We start from the raw sequence: 17973 nt of genomic DNA, 5'->3' as shown, positions 1-17973 counted from the left end.
TGTCAACGGCGGTGCAAAATCCGGCCACGCGGCGGCGCAAAACCAGGCCAGGTGGCAGTGGCCTGCGCCATGGCGCGCGCGCTTACCAATAGCTGGCGCGTGCCATGGCGCATTGGCCTCTTTGGGCCAAAACGAGCGATCTGATCTCAGGACTTTTGTTGCCGCTTTCGGGCAGTGCTGTTGGCGAGGCGATAGCTCTCGCCGTTCATCTCGAGGATGCTGACGTGGTGGGTCAGCCGGTCGAGCAGTGCGCCGGTGAGGCGCTCGGAGCCGAAGGTCTCGGTCCATTCATCGAAGGGCAGATTGCTGGTGATCAGGGTCGAGCCGCGCTCGTAGCGGTGCGAGATCAGCTCGAACAGCAACTCGGCGCCGGTCTTGGACAGCGGCACAAAGCCCAGTTCGTCGACGATCAGCAACTTGACGGCAGCCATCTGCTTCTGAAAGCGAAGCAGGCGACGTTCGTCGCGGGCCTCCATCAGTTCGTTGACCAGGGCTGCGGCGGTGGTGAAGCTGACCGACATGCCCTTCTGACAAGCCGCCAGCCCGAGGCCAAGGGCAATGTGCGTCTTGCCCGTGCCGCTTGGGCCAAGGGCAATGACGTTCTCGCGCCGCTCGATCCATTCGCAGCGGGCCAGTTCCAGCACCTGCATCTTGTTGAGCTTCGGGATGGCGCTGAAGTCGAAGCTGTCGAGGCTTTTGACCGTGGGGAATTTGGCGGCCTTGATGCGGCGCTCGACCATCCTCCGCTCCCGGTCGATCAACTCCAGTTCAACAAGCCGGGCGAGGTATCGGACATGATCCATGCCTTCGGCCGCACATTGCCGGGCCAGCTTCTGATGTTCCCGCAGGAACGTGGGCAGCTTCAGCGCCTTGAGGTGATGGGCGAGCAGGATTTCCGGACCATCGCTCATGCCGCGTCCTCCGCATCGCCCGACAACAACCGCATATAGGAGCCGGGCCTGGTTTTCTCGACTGTTGCCTTGGGTAGATAGGGATAACAGTCCAGGTCCAGCCGGGGCGGACGGTGTTCAACACGGCAAAGCAGCAGGTGCTTCACGGCGTCGAAGCCGATTGCGCCCATCTGAAGCGCCTGCTTCACCGCGGCATGCAGATCAGCCAGATCAAAGGTCTCGAGCAACCGCAGGACCTGGACGTATTCGCGTCGGCCATGTCGGTTCATGCGAGCTTCCATTAGCCGGCGCAACGTTGCGAACTCCTCGGGAAGCTCCCAGCCTTGCAATGGTGCGGCCTGATCGAGTGCGTTGATCTTCTGCTCCAGCAGCGGCAGGTAGTGGATCGGGTTGAAGACGATCTCCTCGCGATCCCAGCAGCGGGGATGGCGGGCAATGACCTCGCCCCGGCAGCCGATCACCACCTCGTGGACATAGGCCCGGATCCAGACATCCTGATGGCCGAAGGCAACCGGCACCGAGTAGTCGTTGGTCTTGTAGCGCACCAGACACTGGGACGAGACGCGGCCACTGTCCTGGTCACAGGCGTCGAAAGGCGCGACCGGGAGGGGGCGCATGGCAACCAGATCACGTTGCAACCGCTCGCCGATCGTCTCGCTCTCACCGCGCAGGACATCGTGCTGGCGCTTGCGGCATTGCTCCTCCAGCCAAAGGTTGAATGCCTCCCAGCTCGTGAACTCGGGAAGCGGCACCATGAAGTTGCGGCGGCAATAGCCCACCAAGCCCTCGACATTCCCCTTGTCATTGCCTTTGCCAGGACGGCCGTAGTGGTCCCGGATCAGGTAATGCGACAGGAAGCCGCTGAACAGGACGGCCCGCTTGCGGGTGCCATCGGGCAGGATCTTCGCCACCAGGCACCGGTCATTGTCATAGACGATCGACTGCGGCACTGCCCCAAAGAAGGCAAAGGCGTGGATGTGGCCGTCCACCCAAGCCTCGGCCACAGCCGCCGGATAGGCGCGGACGTAACAGGCGTCGCTGTGCGGCAGATCCAAAACAAAGAAGTGGGCCTTCTGCTCGACACCGCCAATCTTGACCATCGCCTCGCCGAAGTCGGCCTGCGCATGGCCCGGGGGATGCGCCAGCGGCACGAACACTTCCTGGCCCCGCCGTTCTCGCTCCCGGATGTAATCCTTGATGATCGTGTAGCCGCCGGTGAACCCGCACTCGTCACGAAGCCGGTCGAACACCCGCTTCGCCGTGTGCCGCTGCTTCCGCGGCATGGAGCGATCCGCCTCAAGCCAGCCCTCGATGATCGGGATAAAGGGATCAAGCTTCGGCCGCCTGACTTCGGCCGTCCGCCGGTCTGGCTCCTGGGCTCTTCAGGCTATTCGGCCCAGCTTGCCGCGCATCTTGGCTTTCCGCTCGCCTTCGCGGCGCATCTGGCCGACGAAAACCTCGAAGCCGCGGTTGCGCTTTATCGTGCCAAATTCAGGCCCTCGGCCGTGCTCGACCAGCCTTATGTCATCGTCAGTTCCGGCGTGATGGCCGCCGATGACGAAGGTGAGGCGCAGCGTCAGTCCTGGGCCTATTCGCATGCGATGATGCGCATGTCGCAGGGCAAATCCTTCGTCGTGCCGACGCCCGAAGAGGCTGAATCCTATCCCTACACCGACCGGGAGCAGCAGATCATCGAAATGTGGGACGCCAAGACCATGGTCGGAACAGCCGAGCAGGTCGTCGAGAAACTCAACGCAAGGCAGAAGCACATAAACGCTGACGAAATGATGATCCTTAATCTTGGGCATTCCCCGGCCGCAATCCATCGTTCGACAGAGCTCATCGCCGACGCCTACGGTCTGCCGCAGAACATCAGCGAATGAGCCAGATGTCCGTCCGCCCCGATGGACGGACATCACCCTGCGGCCGCGCAGCAAATACAACCTGCAAATATCATCCGGGCTTGCCTGCGACATAGACCCGTTCATCCCAGAGATGGTCGATATCGCGATGCTGTGAAATCTATCGCTGCGTCAAAGCGGCAAGCTCAGCCTTAAGCCTGTCTTAAGTTCGGCAAGGTCCGCAGGAGCAAACTGGATGATCAGGAGCCTCACGATGTTTGACCTGCGTGATATCAAGTCCCACCACTCGCCGACCGTGGCAGAAAGTTCTGTGCCGTCTTTCATGATTGGGSGGCGAGCCGTTCTTGCGGGGCTGGCCGTGCTTGGCGCCGCGGGATTGGCGACACGGGTTCAGGCTGCTGGTGACACCTCGGCGGAGATGATCCTCAATGATCCGCAGGCGCCTGTGGGGGGCAATCCGCAGGGTGATCTGACGATCGTCTCGTTCTTCGACTACAATTGCCCGTTCTGCAAGCGCACGATCGCGCCGCTGGACGCCGTTCTCAAATCTGACGGCAAGATCAGGCTCGTCTACAAGGACTGGCCGATCCTTTTCCCAACCTCCATCTACGGCGCTAAATTCGCCCTCGCGGCAAAATATCAGAATCGCTACGAAGCAGCCCATCGCGCCCTTATGGGGGTCGCCGGCGGCAGAGTGCCGGAGGAGAAAATGCGCGCGGCGCTTCAAGCTGCCGACCTCGACTTCGCCAGGCTTGAAGCCGATGCGCGTGAAAAGGACGCGGAGATCACCACCCTGATCAGGCGAAACAACGCCCAGGCCGAGGGCCTGGGGCTGCGCGGTACGCCGGTCTTCCTGATTGGACAATTCCTCGTTGCTTCCGCGCTTGATGAACAGGGATTCCGGCAGGTCGTCTCCGATGCGCGCAAAGCCGGATAAACCCTTCTTTTGATACCGTACCGTCTGAGAGAATTCATGCGCTCTGTTTCAGCCCTTCGGCTCCTTGCGAGCCTGTTTTTCATCTTCTGGTCAGCCGCTGCATCGGCACAGCAGTCGGATCTGTTGCAGGCCGAGGAGGCCTTTCGCTTCTCCGTAGAGCGCGGTCAGGATAACCAGATCAACCTGCACTGGGATATTGCGGAAGGATATTATCTCTACCGCGATCATCTGGAGGCGAAGGACGCCGGAACCGGGACGGGCGTCGTACTTCAGACCGATGCCGGTGTGGTGCAGGCCGACGATCCCAATTTTGGTTCATCCGAGGTCTACTATTCGCAAGCGATCGCGCGGCTGGGCGCTGACGCGCCAGATCGAGTCGCCATCACCTATCAGGGCTGCAAGAAGGACTCGATCTGCTATCCGCCGATCACGCTGACACTCGACACAACGACCCTGCAGGTTGCCGATGCGGCGGTCGGCTTCGGAGTCACGGCGCCCCAGCCGGCCACCTCGAGTAATTCGGAGGGCGGTGGATTTCAGCTTTCGGAAGAGTCGGCTGGCGGCGGCATGATTGGCTCGCTTCTCGCCAGCGGCGGTGCGCTCTGGGTCATCGCCAGCTTTCTCGTTTTCGGATTGTTGCTCGCGTTCACGCCCTGCGTTCTGCCGATGTATCCGATCCTGAGTGCGACACTGGCGCGCGAGGGCGAGGCGCTGACAGCGCGGCGCGGCTTTGTGCTCTCTTCCGCCTATGTGCTGGCCATGGCCGCTGCGTTCGGCGCGCTCGGTATCGGCGCTGCCTGGTCGGGACAGAACCTGCAAATCGTGCTGCAGTCGCCTTATGCGGTTGGCACCGTCGCCATTCTCTTCGTTGTGCTGGCAACGTCGATGTTCGGTCTGTTCGAACTGCAATTGCCCTCCGCATGGGTCAACCGCGTGGCTGGCGTCCAGGCCGGCGCACGCGGTTCTATCTGCGGTGCGACCGCCATGGGGTTTATCTCTGCGCTCATCGTCGGACCCTGCGTCACCGCTCCGCTCGCGGCGGCGTTGCTCTACATCGCCCAGACCGGCGACGCCGCGCTCGGCGCCTCCTCTCTTTTCGCGCTCGGGCTGGGGCAAGGGCTTCCTTTGATCGCCTTTGGCACGATGGGAAGCCGCGCCTTGCCCCGGGCCGGGGCCTGGATGGTGCAGGTCAAATATGTCTTCGGTTTCGTCTTTCTTGGTGCGGCTGTCTGGATGGCGTCCAGGCTTCTGCCCCCGCAGGCGACCCTGGGGCTATGGTCTATCGTGCTGTTGACTGCGGCCGTGTTCATTGGGGCGGCTGATCGGCTGACGGCCGATGCGACGGCCGGCCCGCGTTTCCGGAAGGCGACCGGCCTGGCGCTTTCGCTTGGCGGCGTGATCCTTGCCCTCGGAGCAGCATCCGGTGGCACCGATCCGCTACGGCCGCTTGCCCAATTCGGCGCCGGCGGCGGGGGGCAGCAGTCGACGACCGAACTGACCTTTGCCGAAGCGGATTCCACACCAGTTCTGGAAGAAAAGCTCGCCGCCGCCAATGGCCGCCCGACACTTGTCTACTTCACCGCCGATTGGTGCGTCACCTGCGGGACAATCGAACGCAACGTTCTGCCGAATTCGGAGATCGTGGCCGGGCTCGACGGTTTCCAGCGGGTCAAGGTCGATCTCACAACGCTGGACGACGCCAACCAGGCCCTGATGCGCGATCTCGCCGTTGTCGGGCCGCCCACAATGGTTTTCTTCGATAAAAATGCCACGGAACTCAGCGGTTCCCGGCTGGTCGGCGACGTGACCACCGAGACGCTGCGAGCTTCGATCGCCCGGACGGGACAGTGAGATGAATGCTGTCGCCATCGGCCCACTCGTTTTCGCGCCCGACCGCTTCGCCGCCATTCTCGCGATTGCGATCTTCCTGATCATCAGCGAAGTTCTGTCGCGAAGGGTGGACCAGCGCTTTTCCTCATGGGCGTGGGGCGCCGTTGTAGCCTTCGTCATCGGGGCGCGGGTTGGTCACGTCGTCACGCACGCTGCGAGCTTTATGGACGAGCCATGGCGGGTTCTGGCGCTCTGGCAAGGCGGCTTCCACATCGCGTCCGGCGTCGCGGTTGCGGTGCTGTTCACGTTGCTCCGGTTTCGAAAGCATTGGCTCCTGGCGCTTTGGTCAGCACTGCCCGGTGCCGTCGCGGCTTATGTCGCCGTCTTCGTCCTGCAACTGACCGCCGGCGCCCCAGCGACCCCTCTCCCGACCGGAGACAATTACGTGACACTGGCCGGCGAGCCGTTCAAGCCAACCGACCTCAAGGGCAGGCCCGTGGTCATCAACCTCTGGGCGACGTGGTGTCCGCCTTGTCGCCGGGAAATGCCGATGATGGCTGACGTGGCGGCCACCAATGACGAGGCCATGTTCGTTTTCGTCAATCAGGGCGAAGGACGTGAGGCCATCGACCGCTATCTGAAGACCGAGAACCTCAAGCTCGATCATGTCGCGCTCGATTCACTGGGAGAGTTTGGACGGCACTACGCGGTGCCGGGTTTGCCAGCGACGTTATTCATCGGAAGCGATGGGACGTTGCAGTCGGTGCACATGGGAGAGATTTCCAGAGAGGCGCTCACGGAAGGGGTTCGGAATATACAATAGGTTCGATTGCCCCTGCGGGCCGCAAGTCGATCGGGATGCGGGCCATGCCAGGCATTCCAATGAAACTTGTCGCATCACGTTCGTCGCCATTCTCGACGAGCCGGAACCGATCACATACGGGGCCGTGTGGTCGCCGCATAGCTCCAGTAAAGTGGTTCGCTGCCCTTTCACACAGGTAGATTCCGGGACGCCAAGACCATGGCGGCCGGCATCGCACTTCATCAGGGTAATCTCGGCTGGTGGAACATCGCACTCAACCTGCTGTTCTGCTCTGCAATCATCCTTATGGCGATCTCAGGTGTGGTGATGTGGTGGAAGCGTCGTCCCAAGGGCAAACTCGCCGCTCCGCTCTACCCCTGGAGCATGAGCGGCTGAGATGACCTCGACCATTGCCGCATCCTGTTTGAACTCCTGGCGGAAGCCGGCCGCACCGAGAGCATCCGCGGGATCCTGCGTGAGAACACTTCTGGCATCCGACGCCTGCTGGCTCAGGCCCTCGTGGCCGGCCAGGCACGCGGCGACGTGGACGCAGGTCTTGATCCCGAGCAGACGAGCGCAATCCTGATTGCGGTGCTCGATGCCGTGCCGATGCTTCCGCTTATGGCGCCTGGTATCGACTTCAAAGAGAGCCGTAGACTTGTCTCCACCATGGTGGGCCGCTTCCTCCGACCGCAGCAAGGGTCAGGCAGATAAGGTTCGACATGCACGGCCTTGACGACGATACCGTCACAGCCAGAGCGTAGTGCGACGATCCCCAACAATTAGCTGCCTCGCCATCGTTCATGGCGAAATCCACCGTAAGAGGGTTGGTATTCGAACTCCTGTCTTTGGTTGCTACGGTAGAGCCATGGCGGACTGTTGATAAAAGCTCCCGAAGAGAGTCACGGCTCTGCCGTTCAGGAGGTAACGCGTAACAGGCCACATATCCAAGCCGCTATCGGTCTAGCCATTTTCTATCCGGGAAGTGCCTCGACCATTTGCCTTGTCCTGTCACAGGCCAAGGTCGCGCTTGCGCCCTAGTGACCATTCGATGCCGCCGCCCGATTTGGCGACGCCGGTGATGTGCTGGCCGAGCTTGTCATCGATCTCGCGCGACCAGGGCACGAGCTGGAAGCCGAGCGCGCCGTCTGCTCCGCGCCCCTCGATCATGGCGAAGCGGCCCGAGTTCAGGGTGATCTGACGGCGATAGGTGCCGGAGACATATTCTCCAGCCTGCGCTTTCACATGCGGTAGGCCGGTGTCAGCCGCGAGTTCGGCGCCGGCGATATCGAGTTCACGTTGCCGCAGCGTTCTGAGCAGGTTGCGTTGCAGGATGATGCGCTGCCCCTCACGCCGGGCAAGACCTTCGTTGGCGAGATGTTCGGCCCGCGCATCCATCGCCTCGCGCACTTCCTTGCCGAAGCCGCCCGTGGCCAGCGGCATGGGCTCGCGCTCGACCAGCCGATGATCGAGCCAGGTGGCTCCAGGTGCCGTGATCTGGCTTGAGAGGTCGAGGTCGGAGCGATTGGCCAGGACCAGCGTGGGGCGCGGGTCCTCCAGTCCGCCGAAGCGCCGGACCTCGACAATACCGCCGATGTCGGGCGCGTGTTCGAAGGCTTCGATCCCGCGCAGGCGGACATGGTGTGCACGACCATCGGTGCCGTCGATCACCGCATAGGCTTCGCCGGTCAACTCGTCATGGAGGCCCTTGTCGACCAGCCTGCCGAGGATGGGCGAGCCGTTGCGGCCTGCATCGATCGCGAAATCTGCGACGCCGCGCTCCATGCCGCGTTCGGCAAAGGCGCGATGCATGGTCTTGATGATGTCGCCACGCTGCGCCAGATCGCGCAATGTCTGTTCTGCTCCCGGCCCGACGAACCATTCACCGACGCCGGCATCGGTGGCGAGGCCCATCTTTTCGAGATGGCGCAGGCGCGCGATCATCAGCCGGCGTATTTCGGGATCGTCGGGGCCCTTAGCCTCGGGCCTCAGGTCGATATAACCGAGTTCATTGGCCGTTCGAGCGATCTCCCGATCAAGCCGGGTCCAACGCTCTTGTGTGACCTCACGCTCGAGTGCGTTGCGGATTTCATACTCGGGCTTCGGGCCGAGTTCGAGATCGACAAGGTCCTGGGCGCGCGATGCCAACCCACGACTGATGTATTCGCGCGAGATGACGAGGTCGGCGCCGGTCTCATCCACGCCACGGACCAGCAGATGCACATGGGGATTGTCGGTGTTCCAGTGATCAACGGCGACCCAGTCGAGCTTCGTATCGAGATCGGCTTCCATCTGCCTGACGAGATCGCGGGTGAACCCCTTGAGGTCCTCCATGTCCGCAGCATCCTCGGGCGAGATGATGAAGCGGAAATGGTGCCGGTCTCCTTCGCAGTGCCGGGCGAAGCCGAGATCGTCGGCGCGGTCGGTCTCCGCGTCGAACATGATGCCCCGTTCTCCGTCCCGGCTGACGCCCTCGCGCTTGAGATAGGCGAGATGCGCCGACAGTGGCGCTGCGCGAAACGTGCGGCCCTTGTGGCGGGCGATGCGGGCCTTGACGATGACACGGCGTCGGCTTGCGAACAGTCGTGAGCGCCCGAACTTGCTATGACCACGGCCAAAGGTGGATGGCGCAGAGCTGGATGAGTGGCGAGACGAACGCGATGCTCCAAGCGAAGTAGTATGACCGGCCTTCTGGGCGGCACGCAGGACCTGGTTGACGAAGCTTTTGGCCTGCGGCGTGCGAGTGGATCGCGGCTTGCCGGGGCGGATGCGGAATTCGCGCTCGCTGTCGCTCATGTCCGGCATCCTCGCGGATGCAAACAAGCACCTGCCACGCGGGAGGCTTGAAATCCATGCCAAAAACCGTGCTTCTTGCACGCGACCGACCCGTCTGCCACGCAAAAGCCAAACCTCATCAGAGGTTTAGGGCGTTCGTGGCAGGCGCTTTTAACTTGCCCTACCGTTCGCACTATCTCTAATGCCGCCCGCCTTTCCGCCCATCCTTTCCGGCATCCCGCTGCGCTGCGAATTTGCACGCCACTTCTCATGGCCTCCCTCCGAGTGCAGTCATTGCCGGAAACAGGGCATCCGCCGGCGCGGGCGCGAGCGGATTTGCATGGGTGGCCGGTGCTATCGTCGTGCCAACGACGTTGCCATCTCCGTGCAATCCAGACGCAGACGCCGAGCGGTTAGGTGACGTCACGAAGAGCGCGGTTTCGCGCCAATCGGTGACCGACGATGCTACATTCGCGATACCATCTGGTAGCGGATCGCCACCGAAAAAGGGGACAAGAGCGGCGACATAGGCGCGGGTTTCAGCCGGCAAAGTGCGGCCTGCCGAGAGGTATTCGTCATAGCGCGCTGGGCCGGCATTGTAGGCCGCGAGCATCGCGCCGACATTGCCGTAGCGATCGAGCATCTCGCGCAGATAGGCGGTGCCGGCAAGGATGTTGTCGCGCGGCGCGAATGGATCGTCGCCGAGGGAGTAACGCAGGCGCAGTTCCGCCCAGGTGTCGGGCATGACCTGCATTAGGCCCATGGCGCCTGCGGACGAAATCGCCGTGCTATCGCCCGCGCTTTCGGTCAGCATGACGGCGCGAATCCAGTGCTCCGGAATGCTAAAACGCTGCGCGGCTTCCGACACATGATCGGCGATCGGATCGTTCGCCGACTGCGCCGTGAACGGTACTTCCTGTGCAAGCGCGGCCAATGCTGGAGTGGTGGCAAGGAAAAGGCCGGAAAGGAGAAGGAGCGCAAAGCGCCGGGCGGCGTGATGCAGCCCGAGCGCGTTTGCGTAGCGATGCCGAATGCAACGTAATGGCATCGTTCAATCCTTCCCGTCGCCCTTGGGCTGCCGGTTCCAATGCAGCGACCAGGAGACCGCGTCGCTGCCGTTCTGGAACAGATTGGCGCGGATCGGATGTGCGAGGGACGGATCATCGAGCAGCACGGAGAGATATTCGCCGGCCTTCTCTCCGGTGCGTGTCCAGGCAGCGCCGATCTCCGGCCCGTCGCCGTCTCCGCCGAGGTAGACGCGATGGTTGGGCGCGTTCTCAGTATCGGATGGTTCTGCGGGAAGAATGGCGACGGTTCGGTCAAGCGACATTGTCTGGATGCGTCCGGAAAAGCCGAAATTCTCGCGGGTGAATTCGCCGATCTGAGGCATGGGTGTAGTCCTTTCCTGTGCGGTGGATGTTACGGTCGGCGCGCATGGCGCCGCCGAAGGCCGGGCGTTCACCGCGTTGACGCCCGCCATTCGAAGCGCCCGCCGCCGTTCTCGTCGGTCCAGACCGGCGTGACGCGGGCAGTGATTGAGGAGAGCGAAAGCGGCCCGAAATATCGTCCGTCGAGGCTGTCGGGCGCGTCCCAGTTCATCAGGAATACTTCGCCGTCGGCGAGCAGCCGGCAGCCCTGCCATTGCGGCAGATCGCGACCGAAGCGATCGCGCGCCTGCGCCTCGCCATAGGCGTGGTCGTAAGCGATGATTGTCATTCCGGCGCGGCACACCTTGGTGCCGGGTAGCGCGAGCACGCGCTTGATGAGAGGTACGCCGCGCGACAGATATCCGCGTTCGTCGAGGAAGGTGGCGAGGTTGTCGGGCGGTTGTACCGCGACCAGATCGTCGACATCGATCGCCTCCGCCGGCGCGACAGCGTAGAGGCCGACCGGTACGCTCGCAGACGCATTCCAGATCAGCCGCGGCGCATGTTCGGTCCATGACGGCAGCGCGATCAGGGTGCAGCCCATCGTCATTGCGATCAGCGTTGCGCGTTGCGGATTCATGGCAGGATGTTCCTGCGCGCAAGCCATGCGCGGTGCTGGGCGAGCGAGTAACGGGATGACGGTAGGCCAGCGGCCAGGCGGTTATGGACATGCCGCCAGTGATCGGGCGCGACGTCGCTCGGATCGATGCCGAGTGCTTCGACGGCATCGATTGTCTGCAGTACCTTTTCGACCTGGGGCCAGCCATTGAGCTTGAGCAGGATATCGCCGCCGCGCCGCACGAAAGGCAGCGTCTGGTAGGCTTCGCCGGGCTCCACGACACGCACGATGTCGATGCGCGAGATAATGGTCCCATAGGCGTTGGACGCCCATCTCACGAACGCGAAGACGCTACCCGGAGCGAAGCTCGCAATACGGCGGGAATAATCGATCCGCTGCTCGGTGACTGGGCGGCCAAAGCGCAGCCAGTGCTCGATCCGGCCCTCGCGCCAAGTGAGTTCGACATGGGTGAGATGGGGCGCGGCCTTGTAGGCGGCGCGCACGTCCGCGGGCACTCTCATCGCTCCGCTCCTGACGGACGACTGCGCAGAGGCCGTGGCGGTGTTTCAGGGGCGCTCGTGAGCCCCGATCGAGGGCTATCGGATCCCCCGGAATCGACGCCAAAAGAAAGGTTTTCCCCAGAGTGCGCGTCTATACAAAAGTTAGATTCAAAGGAGTTATATAAGTTAAGAGGCGGATTCGGCGTGTCCTGCCAAAGGCTTAGCTGCGATCCGTGCGTGCGAAGTACAGTGCCTCGTGCGTTCGAAGTACAGATAGTGGATGCGTGCGAAGTACAGATCGCTTCCACATTTTGTCCACAGGCTCCTGATGAGCGCGTGGGACGGATATGAAGGAGCTCGCGACCGCCCTCGATTTCGCGTGCCAGCCGATAGCCCGGCAGCGGCTGACGCAGGATCAGCCGGCGCATTTGCAACGCGAAATCCGACGGCCGCGCGAGCGAACCGGATTTCTTGTGAAGATGGGAGAACTCGAAGCGCCAGCCTTCAGGCTGATGTCCGGCATGCTTGCGGGCAACGCGATAGAGCCAGCGTTCCAACCCGCCGGTCAGCCGGAAATATGCCGGATCGATCGCCAGCACCAGCGTGCGGTCGATGACACCGCGATAGAACCAGTCGGGCAGGACGAACTCCATGCCCTCGACACGGCCATCGCGACGGGTAAGCAATTCCCATTCGTTGATCCAGGAGAACTGGAGCCGCTGCCAGTGCTTGTCGTGGCGGATCGTGGTGCGGATCGAGGTCGATTGCAGCCGGTCCAGCGCGCCCTTGAGCAGGTCGTAGGCGCGAATACCGGTGCCGCGCCCGGTCGCGGTCAGGAGCTGATAGGGCGTGAAACGCAAGAAGCGGGATGTGACCAGCCCATGGTTCTGGGCCTCGACGATCTGGCTCGCCGCCCAGATAAGGACGTCGGCATCCCAGATCGTCGCCATGCCGTGCTCGGGTACGGCGAACACCTCGACCCGGACATCGCCGGAAGCATAGCGGATCGGAACGGTCCTCTTGGCCTTGGCCAAGGAGAAGAAGGGCCGTTCCATCAGATCGCGCTGATCGCGCGGGCTGGCGTCGCCGGTGGCGATCACGAACGCGTCGAGGTGGGTTCGTTCGGAGGCTTGTGGTCGATGGCGTGACATACGGCCCGGCCTCAGCGTGCGTAGCGGCCGGCATTGAGCTGGCGTGCAGGTTCCTGCCGCTTGGCAGGAAGCACGCTGCCACGCGGGTCCGAGGTCGAGGTGACCGTGCCCTTGGCAGCCCAGGCTTCCAGCTCATCGACGGCATAGACGACGCGGCCGCCGAGCTTGCGATAGGATGGGCCAGTGCCATAGGTGCGGTGCTTTTCTAGGGTCCGGGATGACAAGCCGAGGAAAGCAGCCGCCTCCTTGGTGCGCAGGAAGCGCGGCGGCAAAAGAGCAGTATCGGGTCGCATGGAAGCCTCCGTGGGTTGGTTTCGAGCCGCTGGTTTGCAGCGGCGAACACGGGCCACGGTGGCGAAGGAAAGATGCGTAGAGGGAGGGGGAATTAAGGGGGGCCTAAAATCCCCCACCCATGATCGTATCGGCGGCTATAGCCGGCGGCGGAAGCGCAGGAGCTTGAGGTAGCCGCCGCCGATCATCGCATCGCCATAGTCGAGGAGGCCGCTCACGGTCTCGCGCAAGGAGGAGGTTTTCCAGTGTTCGGAAGCTACGCGCTCGATGCCGAAGAGGACGCGAGCGATTTCGCGTTGACTGGCATCGTGCTCGCGGCCGTCGATGGCACGGAACATGGCTTTCAGACGCTGCCTTTGCTGGGCTGTTATCCGCCGGTCGGGCGGCACCTTGTATCCAAGGAAATGGCGCAGAAGCCGGTCGAGAGCAGCCATGTTATCGAGGCCGTCACGGCTGATCGGGATGCGCGCCTCCAAGGGATCGTGCGGACCGCATTCCCGGTCGATGACGAGTTGAAAGTTTTGCCCCAAGCTACGGCGAAGGATATGCAGGTTCTCAGGCGAGGCTCTGGTCTCCCAGTCGAGAACCATGCTTGCGGTCGCCTGACCTTTCTGCGGCTTCCGGCTCGTACCGGCTATAAGGCGCAGCACGCCGGCATTGGCGTGCTCGCTCCAGAAGATCGGCTGATCAGCGCCGGCCAGTCGTGGACGGGCGGCGAAATCGCAAACCCCAGCGGCGCTCCAGTTCAGCCGGCATCGGATGACCGAGGGCGCGTCGCCGCTTCAGGGTGGCGTAGTCCTTCTGATAGTCCCGATTTCGCCTCAGGCATTCCCATGCAATGTCGTCGACACTGGCATGGTCCACGAAGTCATAGGCCGCTTCAACGCGCCAGCCGGATGTATTGGGCTTCATGACTGCTCCTCCCGCTCAACAGCAACACGTCAAACAGGAGAAAGGATTCCGGTGATTCATCCACAGGGCAAGCACCCTGCCGCGGCAAGCCGCCTTGCGCTACCGGCAACGCGATGGTCGGGCTGCGTTCAGTTCGGCCGGCCCAGTCGCAGAATCTTGTAGCCGTGTTCGGTCATCCAATGAGCTCGAGCCAGATGACTGTCATGGATCTTGCGCGCACGCTCCGGTTCGGCGTCGGGGTCGATGCCGAAAAGCACCTCGACGGCCTCCTCCCAGCACGCCCCGTCGGCTTCGGCATCGAGCAGGCGACAATAGAGCTTGACGTGCTGACGGTCGTACTCGGTCAGCATATCCCCGGCCGGCGCCTCGTCGAGAAAGGATAGCGTCGTCATTCCATCTCCCGTTGTTTGTGGTGCAGTCCACTAAAGCGGCGCGCACAATAGTGCAACGATATGACGGGGAAACGGCGGCAATCGTCGATGGTTTCGGCGAAAACGGGAGACGCAGAAGAGGCAACTCTTCTACTTTTGCGTCTCCAGTTGCGATACATCGATCATCACCCCGATATGCGGGCCGGAATTGATGAAGACGACACCAGCCGCTTCGAGCGCGCGGCGCACCTGATCGGCGGTGCTTTCATAGACGCGCAGGCCATTGAGCGACTCCATGCGCTTGAGCGCCGTGAGCGATACTTTGGCCCTGTCGGCAAGCATCTCCTGTGTCCAACCCAGCAATGCGCGCCCGGCCCGTGTCTGATGAGCGGTGATCATGCATGATCACCTCCTACAGTCACGAATGCGCACGCCAGAACTACCACTTCTCTATTCGGACCAACCCAGTAGCGAGAGACCCGTCACTCTCGAGCGGACATTTTACATACTATAGTTGATAAACTCATAGTATGTAAATCGCGATCTTCCTGCGCATGGACATGCGCAAACTGGTCGGCCGGAACTTCGCCCGCCTGCGTCGGGAGAAGGGCCTGACTCAGGAAGAGGTCGAAGCACGTTCCGGCTTCAGCCAGCAATATCTCAGCAGCCTCGAACGTGGGCGGAGGAATCCGACCGTGATTACGCTGTATGAACTCGCCCAGGCCCTCGGCGTCAGCCACGTCGATCTGGTCGAGCCCGACGACGAGGTTTGAGCGGCACACCCGCGAGGATCATGCTTCTCTTCGTGGTCGGTACAAGACCGCCACAGGATGGGATCAGAGGAACCGGCGGGACAATCTAAATTGCGACATCACCTCGGCATCGGCCTTGGCGGTCAAGTCGTATTTGCGCGCTCGCCGTTCCCCGTCCCCTCACGGGAAGTGCCTCGATCGAGCAGCAACCCGATCGAATCTTTATGCCGATGGAGTTGCGCCTTCCGGCCGCTGGCCCCAGTTGAATTCCGTTCCGTCGATCCACATGCGATGGAGGATCACAGCGATTTTCCGCGCCAACGCGATGATTGCCTTCTTGTGGCCTCGGCGTCGCGAGATCTGTGCACCCCATGCCTTGAGCGCCGACCACCGTTTCACGCGCGTCAGCAGCACTTGCGCGGCCTCATAGAGGAGGCTTCGCATCATCTCATCGCCCCATCTCGATATCCGTCCGTTGCGATCGACTTCGCCGGATTGTAGCTTGCGTGGTGTCAGTCCAAAGTGGGCGCCGACAGTGCGTGAGCGCGTGAAGCGGGCCGGAACATCGACCGTCGCCCGGAACGTCAGTGCGACAAGAGGACCGACGCCGGGAACGGTCATGAACCGGCGTGTCACTTCATCCTGGCGGGCTAACCGGACAAGCATGTCATCCAACCGGCCAAATTGCTCTCGCAACCCGCGCCGCGCCAGCAGCAAAGCGTCGGCCACGGTGTGCAGGTCCGTGTCAGCGATCAACTCGCGCACCCGAGACTCGAAGTCGCGAGCAGTCACCTTGCCGAGGTGATAGCCGAAGTTTCGGATGAGGCCGCGGATTTCGTTTTCGACGTCCTGCAGCTTGTTCCGCAGGAGTTGCCGCGCGGTGAGGATGGTGCGGAGACGCTGGCTGTTGGGCGTTTTCACATGCACCGGCTTGAACAGTCCGACGCGCATCATCTGCGCAATCCCGCGCGCATCGTGCCGGTCTGTCTTGTTGAGTTGCGCCGCCAGCGCTGCTTTCATGTGTCGGGTTTCGACGCAGACAACCGGAATGTTGGCTTCCGCCAACGACCCATAGATATGCTGTGACAACATCCCCGCCTCGAGACCGACGCGGACGATCGGAAACTGAAGTGACAGGATATGCTGAGCGATCTCTTCCGGATCGGAGAAAAGCTTGCGTTCATGCACCACGTTGCCATCGTGATCGACGACGCAGAGATTGACACTGCGGGCCGAGACATCCAGCCCGATATAATAGCTTTGAGACATTCCGAATCCCCTTCTTCGAATCAAGGACCGGCAGTTCTCATAACCAATCTTCGGACGGTTTTGTAAACTACGACTATTTCAGTCGTTCCTGGCATGTTCGCTGGAACGATAGCGCCGGCTGCAAGCGGCTCCGGAGTTCCTGACGTCACGGCCACTGCCACGCGCTGAGATCTTCGTTCATGGGGATACCCGGGCACTTGCTTGCAAGGTAGATCCAGGATCGTCACACCTGGGGGGAAAATCATCCTTGGAAGCGTCTGTCCCCGAGCGAATGTATGGCGCAGAGATATTCTCGTTGCATCTGGAGTTGCTCGCGCCAGAATCGGCCGAGCGGCTGGGGGGAGGTCGTTCCGGCTCGCAGCATTACTGTGGCTGCGCGCCGGAACGGGATGCAAATGACCTCATGGCATCGCCGCCTGCAACGTGATCGAGCTTTTCGAGTAGGTGCCGGAACATGTCTTCGGATCCGGTAGGCAATGCAAAGGCGGGATGCCTTTGCAGCTGTCGGGTAATCTCTCTGTCTCCGATGCCCGTCGCCAATTGCGCGCGACACCTCAAAATTCGTGTCCCGTCTCATCTGCATCCGTATCCCTTCTCGTCATGATACGAAACAAAGCATGCCAAATTCCGTTCCCGCAAAGTTCTGTGGTGCGAGGGCACGGCTTGCTGGTGCACGGTTCCACGCGTCATCGAAACGCGCTGCTAACGTGTCAGAAGTATTCAGGATTGGTTTGGAGAGAAGAGTGAAATGGTTCGACCAGCGCACACGGATGAAGACAAAACGTCGCTTTGCTGAGGGACGGAAGCAAAGCGGAATGAGCGGTCATTGGCACGTTGATGGCCGAATGACGTGTTCGGGGCGTAGGCAGATCGGCTACTTCTGGATAGGCCGGGGAAGCAGGCCTGCTGTATGCCCCTGACACAGACAAAACCTCGGCTGCCCATTTCAAGCGGGGCGCCTGCAGGGCTCTTGAACAACCAATCAACTGAACTAAATCGTCTTCTGCCGGATGCCCATTCGGGGCCGGCATGTCGTGTGAATGCGAGAGAGCAGTCGGCGACAAAGGACTTGTATCCATGTTGCTCAAAGGAGGATGTGGCTATGAGAACCACTTTCGATTTCACTCCCCTGTTCCGGTCAAGCATCGGCTTCGACCGAATGCTGAGCGCGCTCGAAGCCGCGAGCCGCGTCGAGACCATCGACAACTGGCCTCCCTATGACATCGCCAAGACTGGCGAGGACGACTACCGCATCACCATGGCGGTGGCCGGCTTCAGCCAGGACGAGCTGACCATCACGCAGGAGCAGAACATGCTCATGGTGTCCGGTCAGAAGGCTGGTGAGGACAACGGTCAGTATCTGCATCGCGGCATCGCCGGACGCGCTTTCCAGCGCCGCTTCGAGCTGGCCGACCATGTAAAGGTCGTGGGCGCGAGCCTCGTCAACGGTCTACTGAAGATAGATCTCAAGCGCGAGGTTCCCGAAGAGATGAAGCCGCGCCGGATCGAGATCGCGGCGGGCGAGTCGCTCCCCAAGGTCGAGACCAAGCAGATCGAAGCCGAAAAGCAGGCCGCCTAAGGCCGTCCCCATCGCAACTCGCGCACCCGGCGCCGGGCAATCCGT

Annotated in this window: 21 protein-coding genes and 1 pseudogene; 8 read left to right on the top strand and 14 right to left on the bottom strand. The window is 61.9% G+C overall.

Going from position 1 to position 17973, the window contains the following annotated elements; genetic code table 11:
* Positions 1 to 146 precede the first annotated feature (146 nt).
* Both istB and istA read right to left on the bottom strand, forming a co-directional pair.
* Positions 147 to 911, bottom strand: coding sequence for an IS21-like element helper ATPase IstB (gene istB, locus L598_RS10105; protein WP_028035775.1), 765 nt, complete (start codon positions 909 to 911; stop codon positions 147 to 149).
* Positions 908 to 2275: pseudogene (gene istA, locus L598_RS10100) on the bottom strand (IS21 family transposase); the annotation flags it as partial. The pseudogene istA and the gene istB, both read right to left, overlap by 4 nt.
* Between istA and L598_RS10095 the strand changes: the two are divergent.
* The 6 genes from L598_RS10095 to L598_RS21755 all read left to right on the top strand — a co-directional run bounded on the left by L598_RS10095 (position 2174) and on the right by L598_RS21755 (position 7056).
* Positions 2174 to 2794, top strand: a complete 621-nt coding sequence (locus L598_RS10095; RefSeq protein ID WP_144862132.1) for an LLM class flavin-dependent oxidoreductase — start codon at positions 2174 to 2176, stop codon at positions 2792 to 2794. The pseudogene istA and the gene L598_RS10095 overlap by 102 nt on opposite strands.
* Positions 2795 to 3026: 232 nt before the next feature.
* Entirely contained in the window at positions 3027 to 3710 is a 684-nt protein-coding gene (locus L598_RS10090) for a DsbA family protein (RefSeq protein WP_246658705.1), read from the top strand.
* A 36-nt stretch (positions 3711 to 3746) separates the two neighbouring features.
* Positions 3747 to 5561, top strand: a complete 1815-nt coding sequence (dsbD, locus tag L598_RS10085; RefSeq protein ID WP_144862130.1) for a protein-disulfide reductase DsbD — start codon at positions 3747 to 3749, stop codon at positions 5559 to 5561.
* A gap of 1 nt (position 5562) precedes the next feature.
* Positions 5563 to 6363, top strand: a complete 801-nt coding sequence (locus tag L598_RS10080) for a TlpA disulfide reductase family protein (protein WP_144862128.1) — start codon at positions 5563 to 5565, stop codon at positions 6361 to 6363.
* 198 nt (positions 6364 to 6561) lie between these two features.
* Complete coding sequence (locus L598_RS21760) at positions 6562 to 6738, top strand: PepSY domain-containing protein (RefSeq protein ID WP_246658704.1); 177 nt, start codon at positions 6562 to 6564, stop codon at positions 6736 to 6738.
* A 21-nt stretch (positions 6739 to 6759) separates the two neighbouring features.
* On the top strand, positions 6760 to 7056 hold the full coding sequence (locus L598_RS21755; protein WP_281407385.1) for a TetR family transcriptional regulator C-terminal domain-containing protein: 297 nt from the start codon (positions 6760 to 6762) through the stop codon (positions 7054 to 7056).
* 297 nt (positions 7057 to 7353) lie between these two features.
* Here L598_RS21755 and L598_RS10070 read toward each other — a convergent pair whose 3' ends face one another.
* The 11 genes from L598_RS10070 to L598_RS10020 all read right to left on the bottom strand — a co-directional run bounded on the left by L598_RS10070 (position 7354) and on the right by L598_RS10020 (position 14727).
* Positions 7354 to 9138 carry a DUF3363 domain-containing protein gene (locus L598_RS10070; protein ID WP_144862126.1) on the bottom strand — a complete coding sequence of 595 codons (1785 nt, stop codon included), beginning with the start codon at positions 9136 to 9138 and terminating at the stop codon, positions 7354 to 7356.
* A 247-nt stretch (positions 9139 to 9385) separates the two neighbouring features.
* Entirely contained in the window at positions 9386 to 10165 is a 780-nt protein-coding gene (locus tag L598_RS10065) for a lytic transglycosylase domain-containing protein (protein WP_144862124.1), read from the bottom strand.
* A gap of 3 nt (positions 10166 to 10168) precedes the next feature.
* Positions 10169 to 10507, bottom strand: a complete 339-nt coding sequence (locus L598_RS10060) for a DUF736 domain-containing protein (protein ID WP_144862122.1) — start codon at positions 10505 to 10507, stop codon at positions 10169 to 10171.
* 68 nt (positions 10508 to 10575) lie between these two features.
* Positions 10576 to 11124, bottom strand: coding sequence for a S26 family signal peptidase (locus L598_RS10055; RefSeq protein ID WP_144862120.1), 549 nt, complete (start codon positions 11122 to 11124; stop codon positions 10576 to 10578).
* Entirely contained in the window at positions 11121 to 11624 is a 504-nt protein-coding gene (locus L598_RS10050; protein ID WP_144862118.1) for a DUF2840 domain-containing protein, read from the bottom strand. The genes L598_RS10055 and L598_RS10050 overlap by 4 nt, the downstream gene beginning before the upstream one ends.
* Positions 11621 to 12754, bottom strand: coding sequence for a replication initiator protein A (locus L598_RS10045; RefSeq protein ID WP_144862117.1), 1134 nt, complete (start codon positions 12752 to 12754; stop codon positions 11621 to 11623). Before L598_RS10045 ends, L598_RS10050 begins: the two co-directional genes overlap by 4 nt.
* 11 nt (positions 12755 to 12765) lie before the next feature.
* Positions 12766 to 13047, bottom strand: coding sequence for a helix-turn-helix domain-containing protein (locus L598_RS10040; RefSeq protein WP_144862115.1), 282 nt, complete (start codon positions 13045 to 13047; stop codon positions 12766 to 12768).
* A 135-nt stretch (positions 13048 to 13182) separates the two neighbouring features.
* Complete coding sequence (locus tag L598_RS10035; RefSeq protein WP_144862113.1) at positions 13183 to 13635, bottom strand: DUF2285 domain-containing protein; 453 nt, start codon at positions 13633 to 13635, stop codon at positions 13183 to 13185.
* Between the two features lie 97 nt (positions 13636 to 13732).
* The gene (locus L598_RS10030) at positions 13733 to 13957 is read right to left on the bottom strand and encodes a DUF6499 domain-containing protein (RefSeq protein WP_144862111.1); all 225 of its coding nucleotides are present in this window, start codon (positions 13955 to 13957) and stop codon (positions 13733 to 13735) included.
* A gap of 128 nt (positions 13958 to 14085) precedes the next feature.
* Positions 14086 to 14349 (bottom strand): DUF2285 domain-containing protein, encoded by a 264-nt coding sequence (locus L598_RS10025; RefSeq protein WP_186444996.1) that lies wholly within the window; start codon positions 14347 to 14349, stop codon positions 14086 to 14088.
* A 129-nt stretch (positions 14350 to 14478) separates the two neighbouring features.
* Entirely contained in the window at positions 14479 to 14727 is a 249-nt protein-coding gene (locus L598_RS10020) for a helix-turn-helix transcriptional regulator (protein WP_144862109.1), read from the bottom strand.
* Between the two features lie 155 nt (positions 14728 to 14882).
* On the opposite strand from L598_RS10020, the gene L598_RS10015 reads away from it, so the two are divergent.
* Entirely contained in the window at positions 14883 to 15101 is a 219-nt protein-coding gene (locus L598_RS10015) for a helix-turn-helix transcriptional regulator (protein WP_028034392.1), read from the top strand.
* Positions 15102 to 15302: 201 nt separating this feature from the next.
* On the opposite strand, the gene L598_RS10010 is transcribed toward L598_RS10015, so the two are convergent.
* Positions 15303 to 16349 (bottom strand): IS110 family transposase, encoded by a 1047-nt coding sequence (locus L598_RS10010; RefSeq protein ID WP_028034391.1) that lies wholly within the window; start codon positions 16347 to 16349, stop codon positions 15303 to 15305.
* 1102 nt (positions 16350 to 17451) lie between these two features.
* On the opposite strand from L598_RS10010, the gene L598_RS10005 reads away from it, so the two are divergent.
* Positions 17452 to 17928, top strand: coding sequence for an Hsp20 family protein (locus L598_RS10005; protein ID WP_028034390.1), 477 nt, complete (start codon positions 17452 to 17454; stop codon positions 17926 to 17928).
* The last annotated feature ends 45 nt before the right edge of the window (positions 17929 to 17973 follow it).

Source organism: Mesorhizobium sp. J18 (assembly GCF_007829525.1).
Taxonomy (GTDB): domain Bacteria; phylum Pseudomonadota; class Alphaproteobacteria; order Rhizobiales; family Rhizobiaceae; genus VLJP01.
Note: the sequence above shows the minus strand (reverse complement) of the source record. Positions and strands in the feature narration are given on the sequence as shown.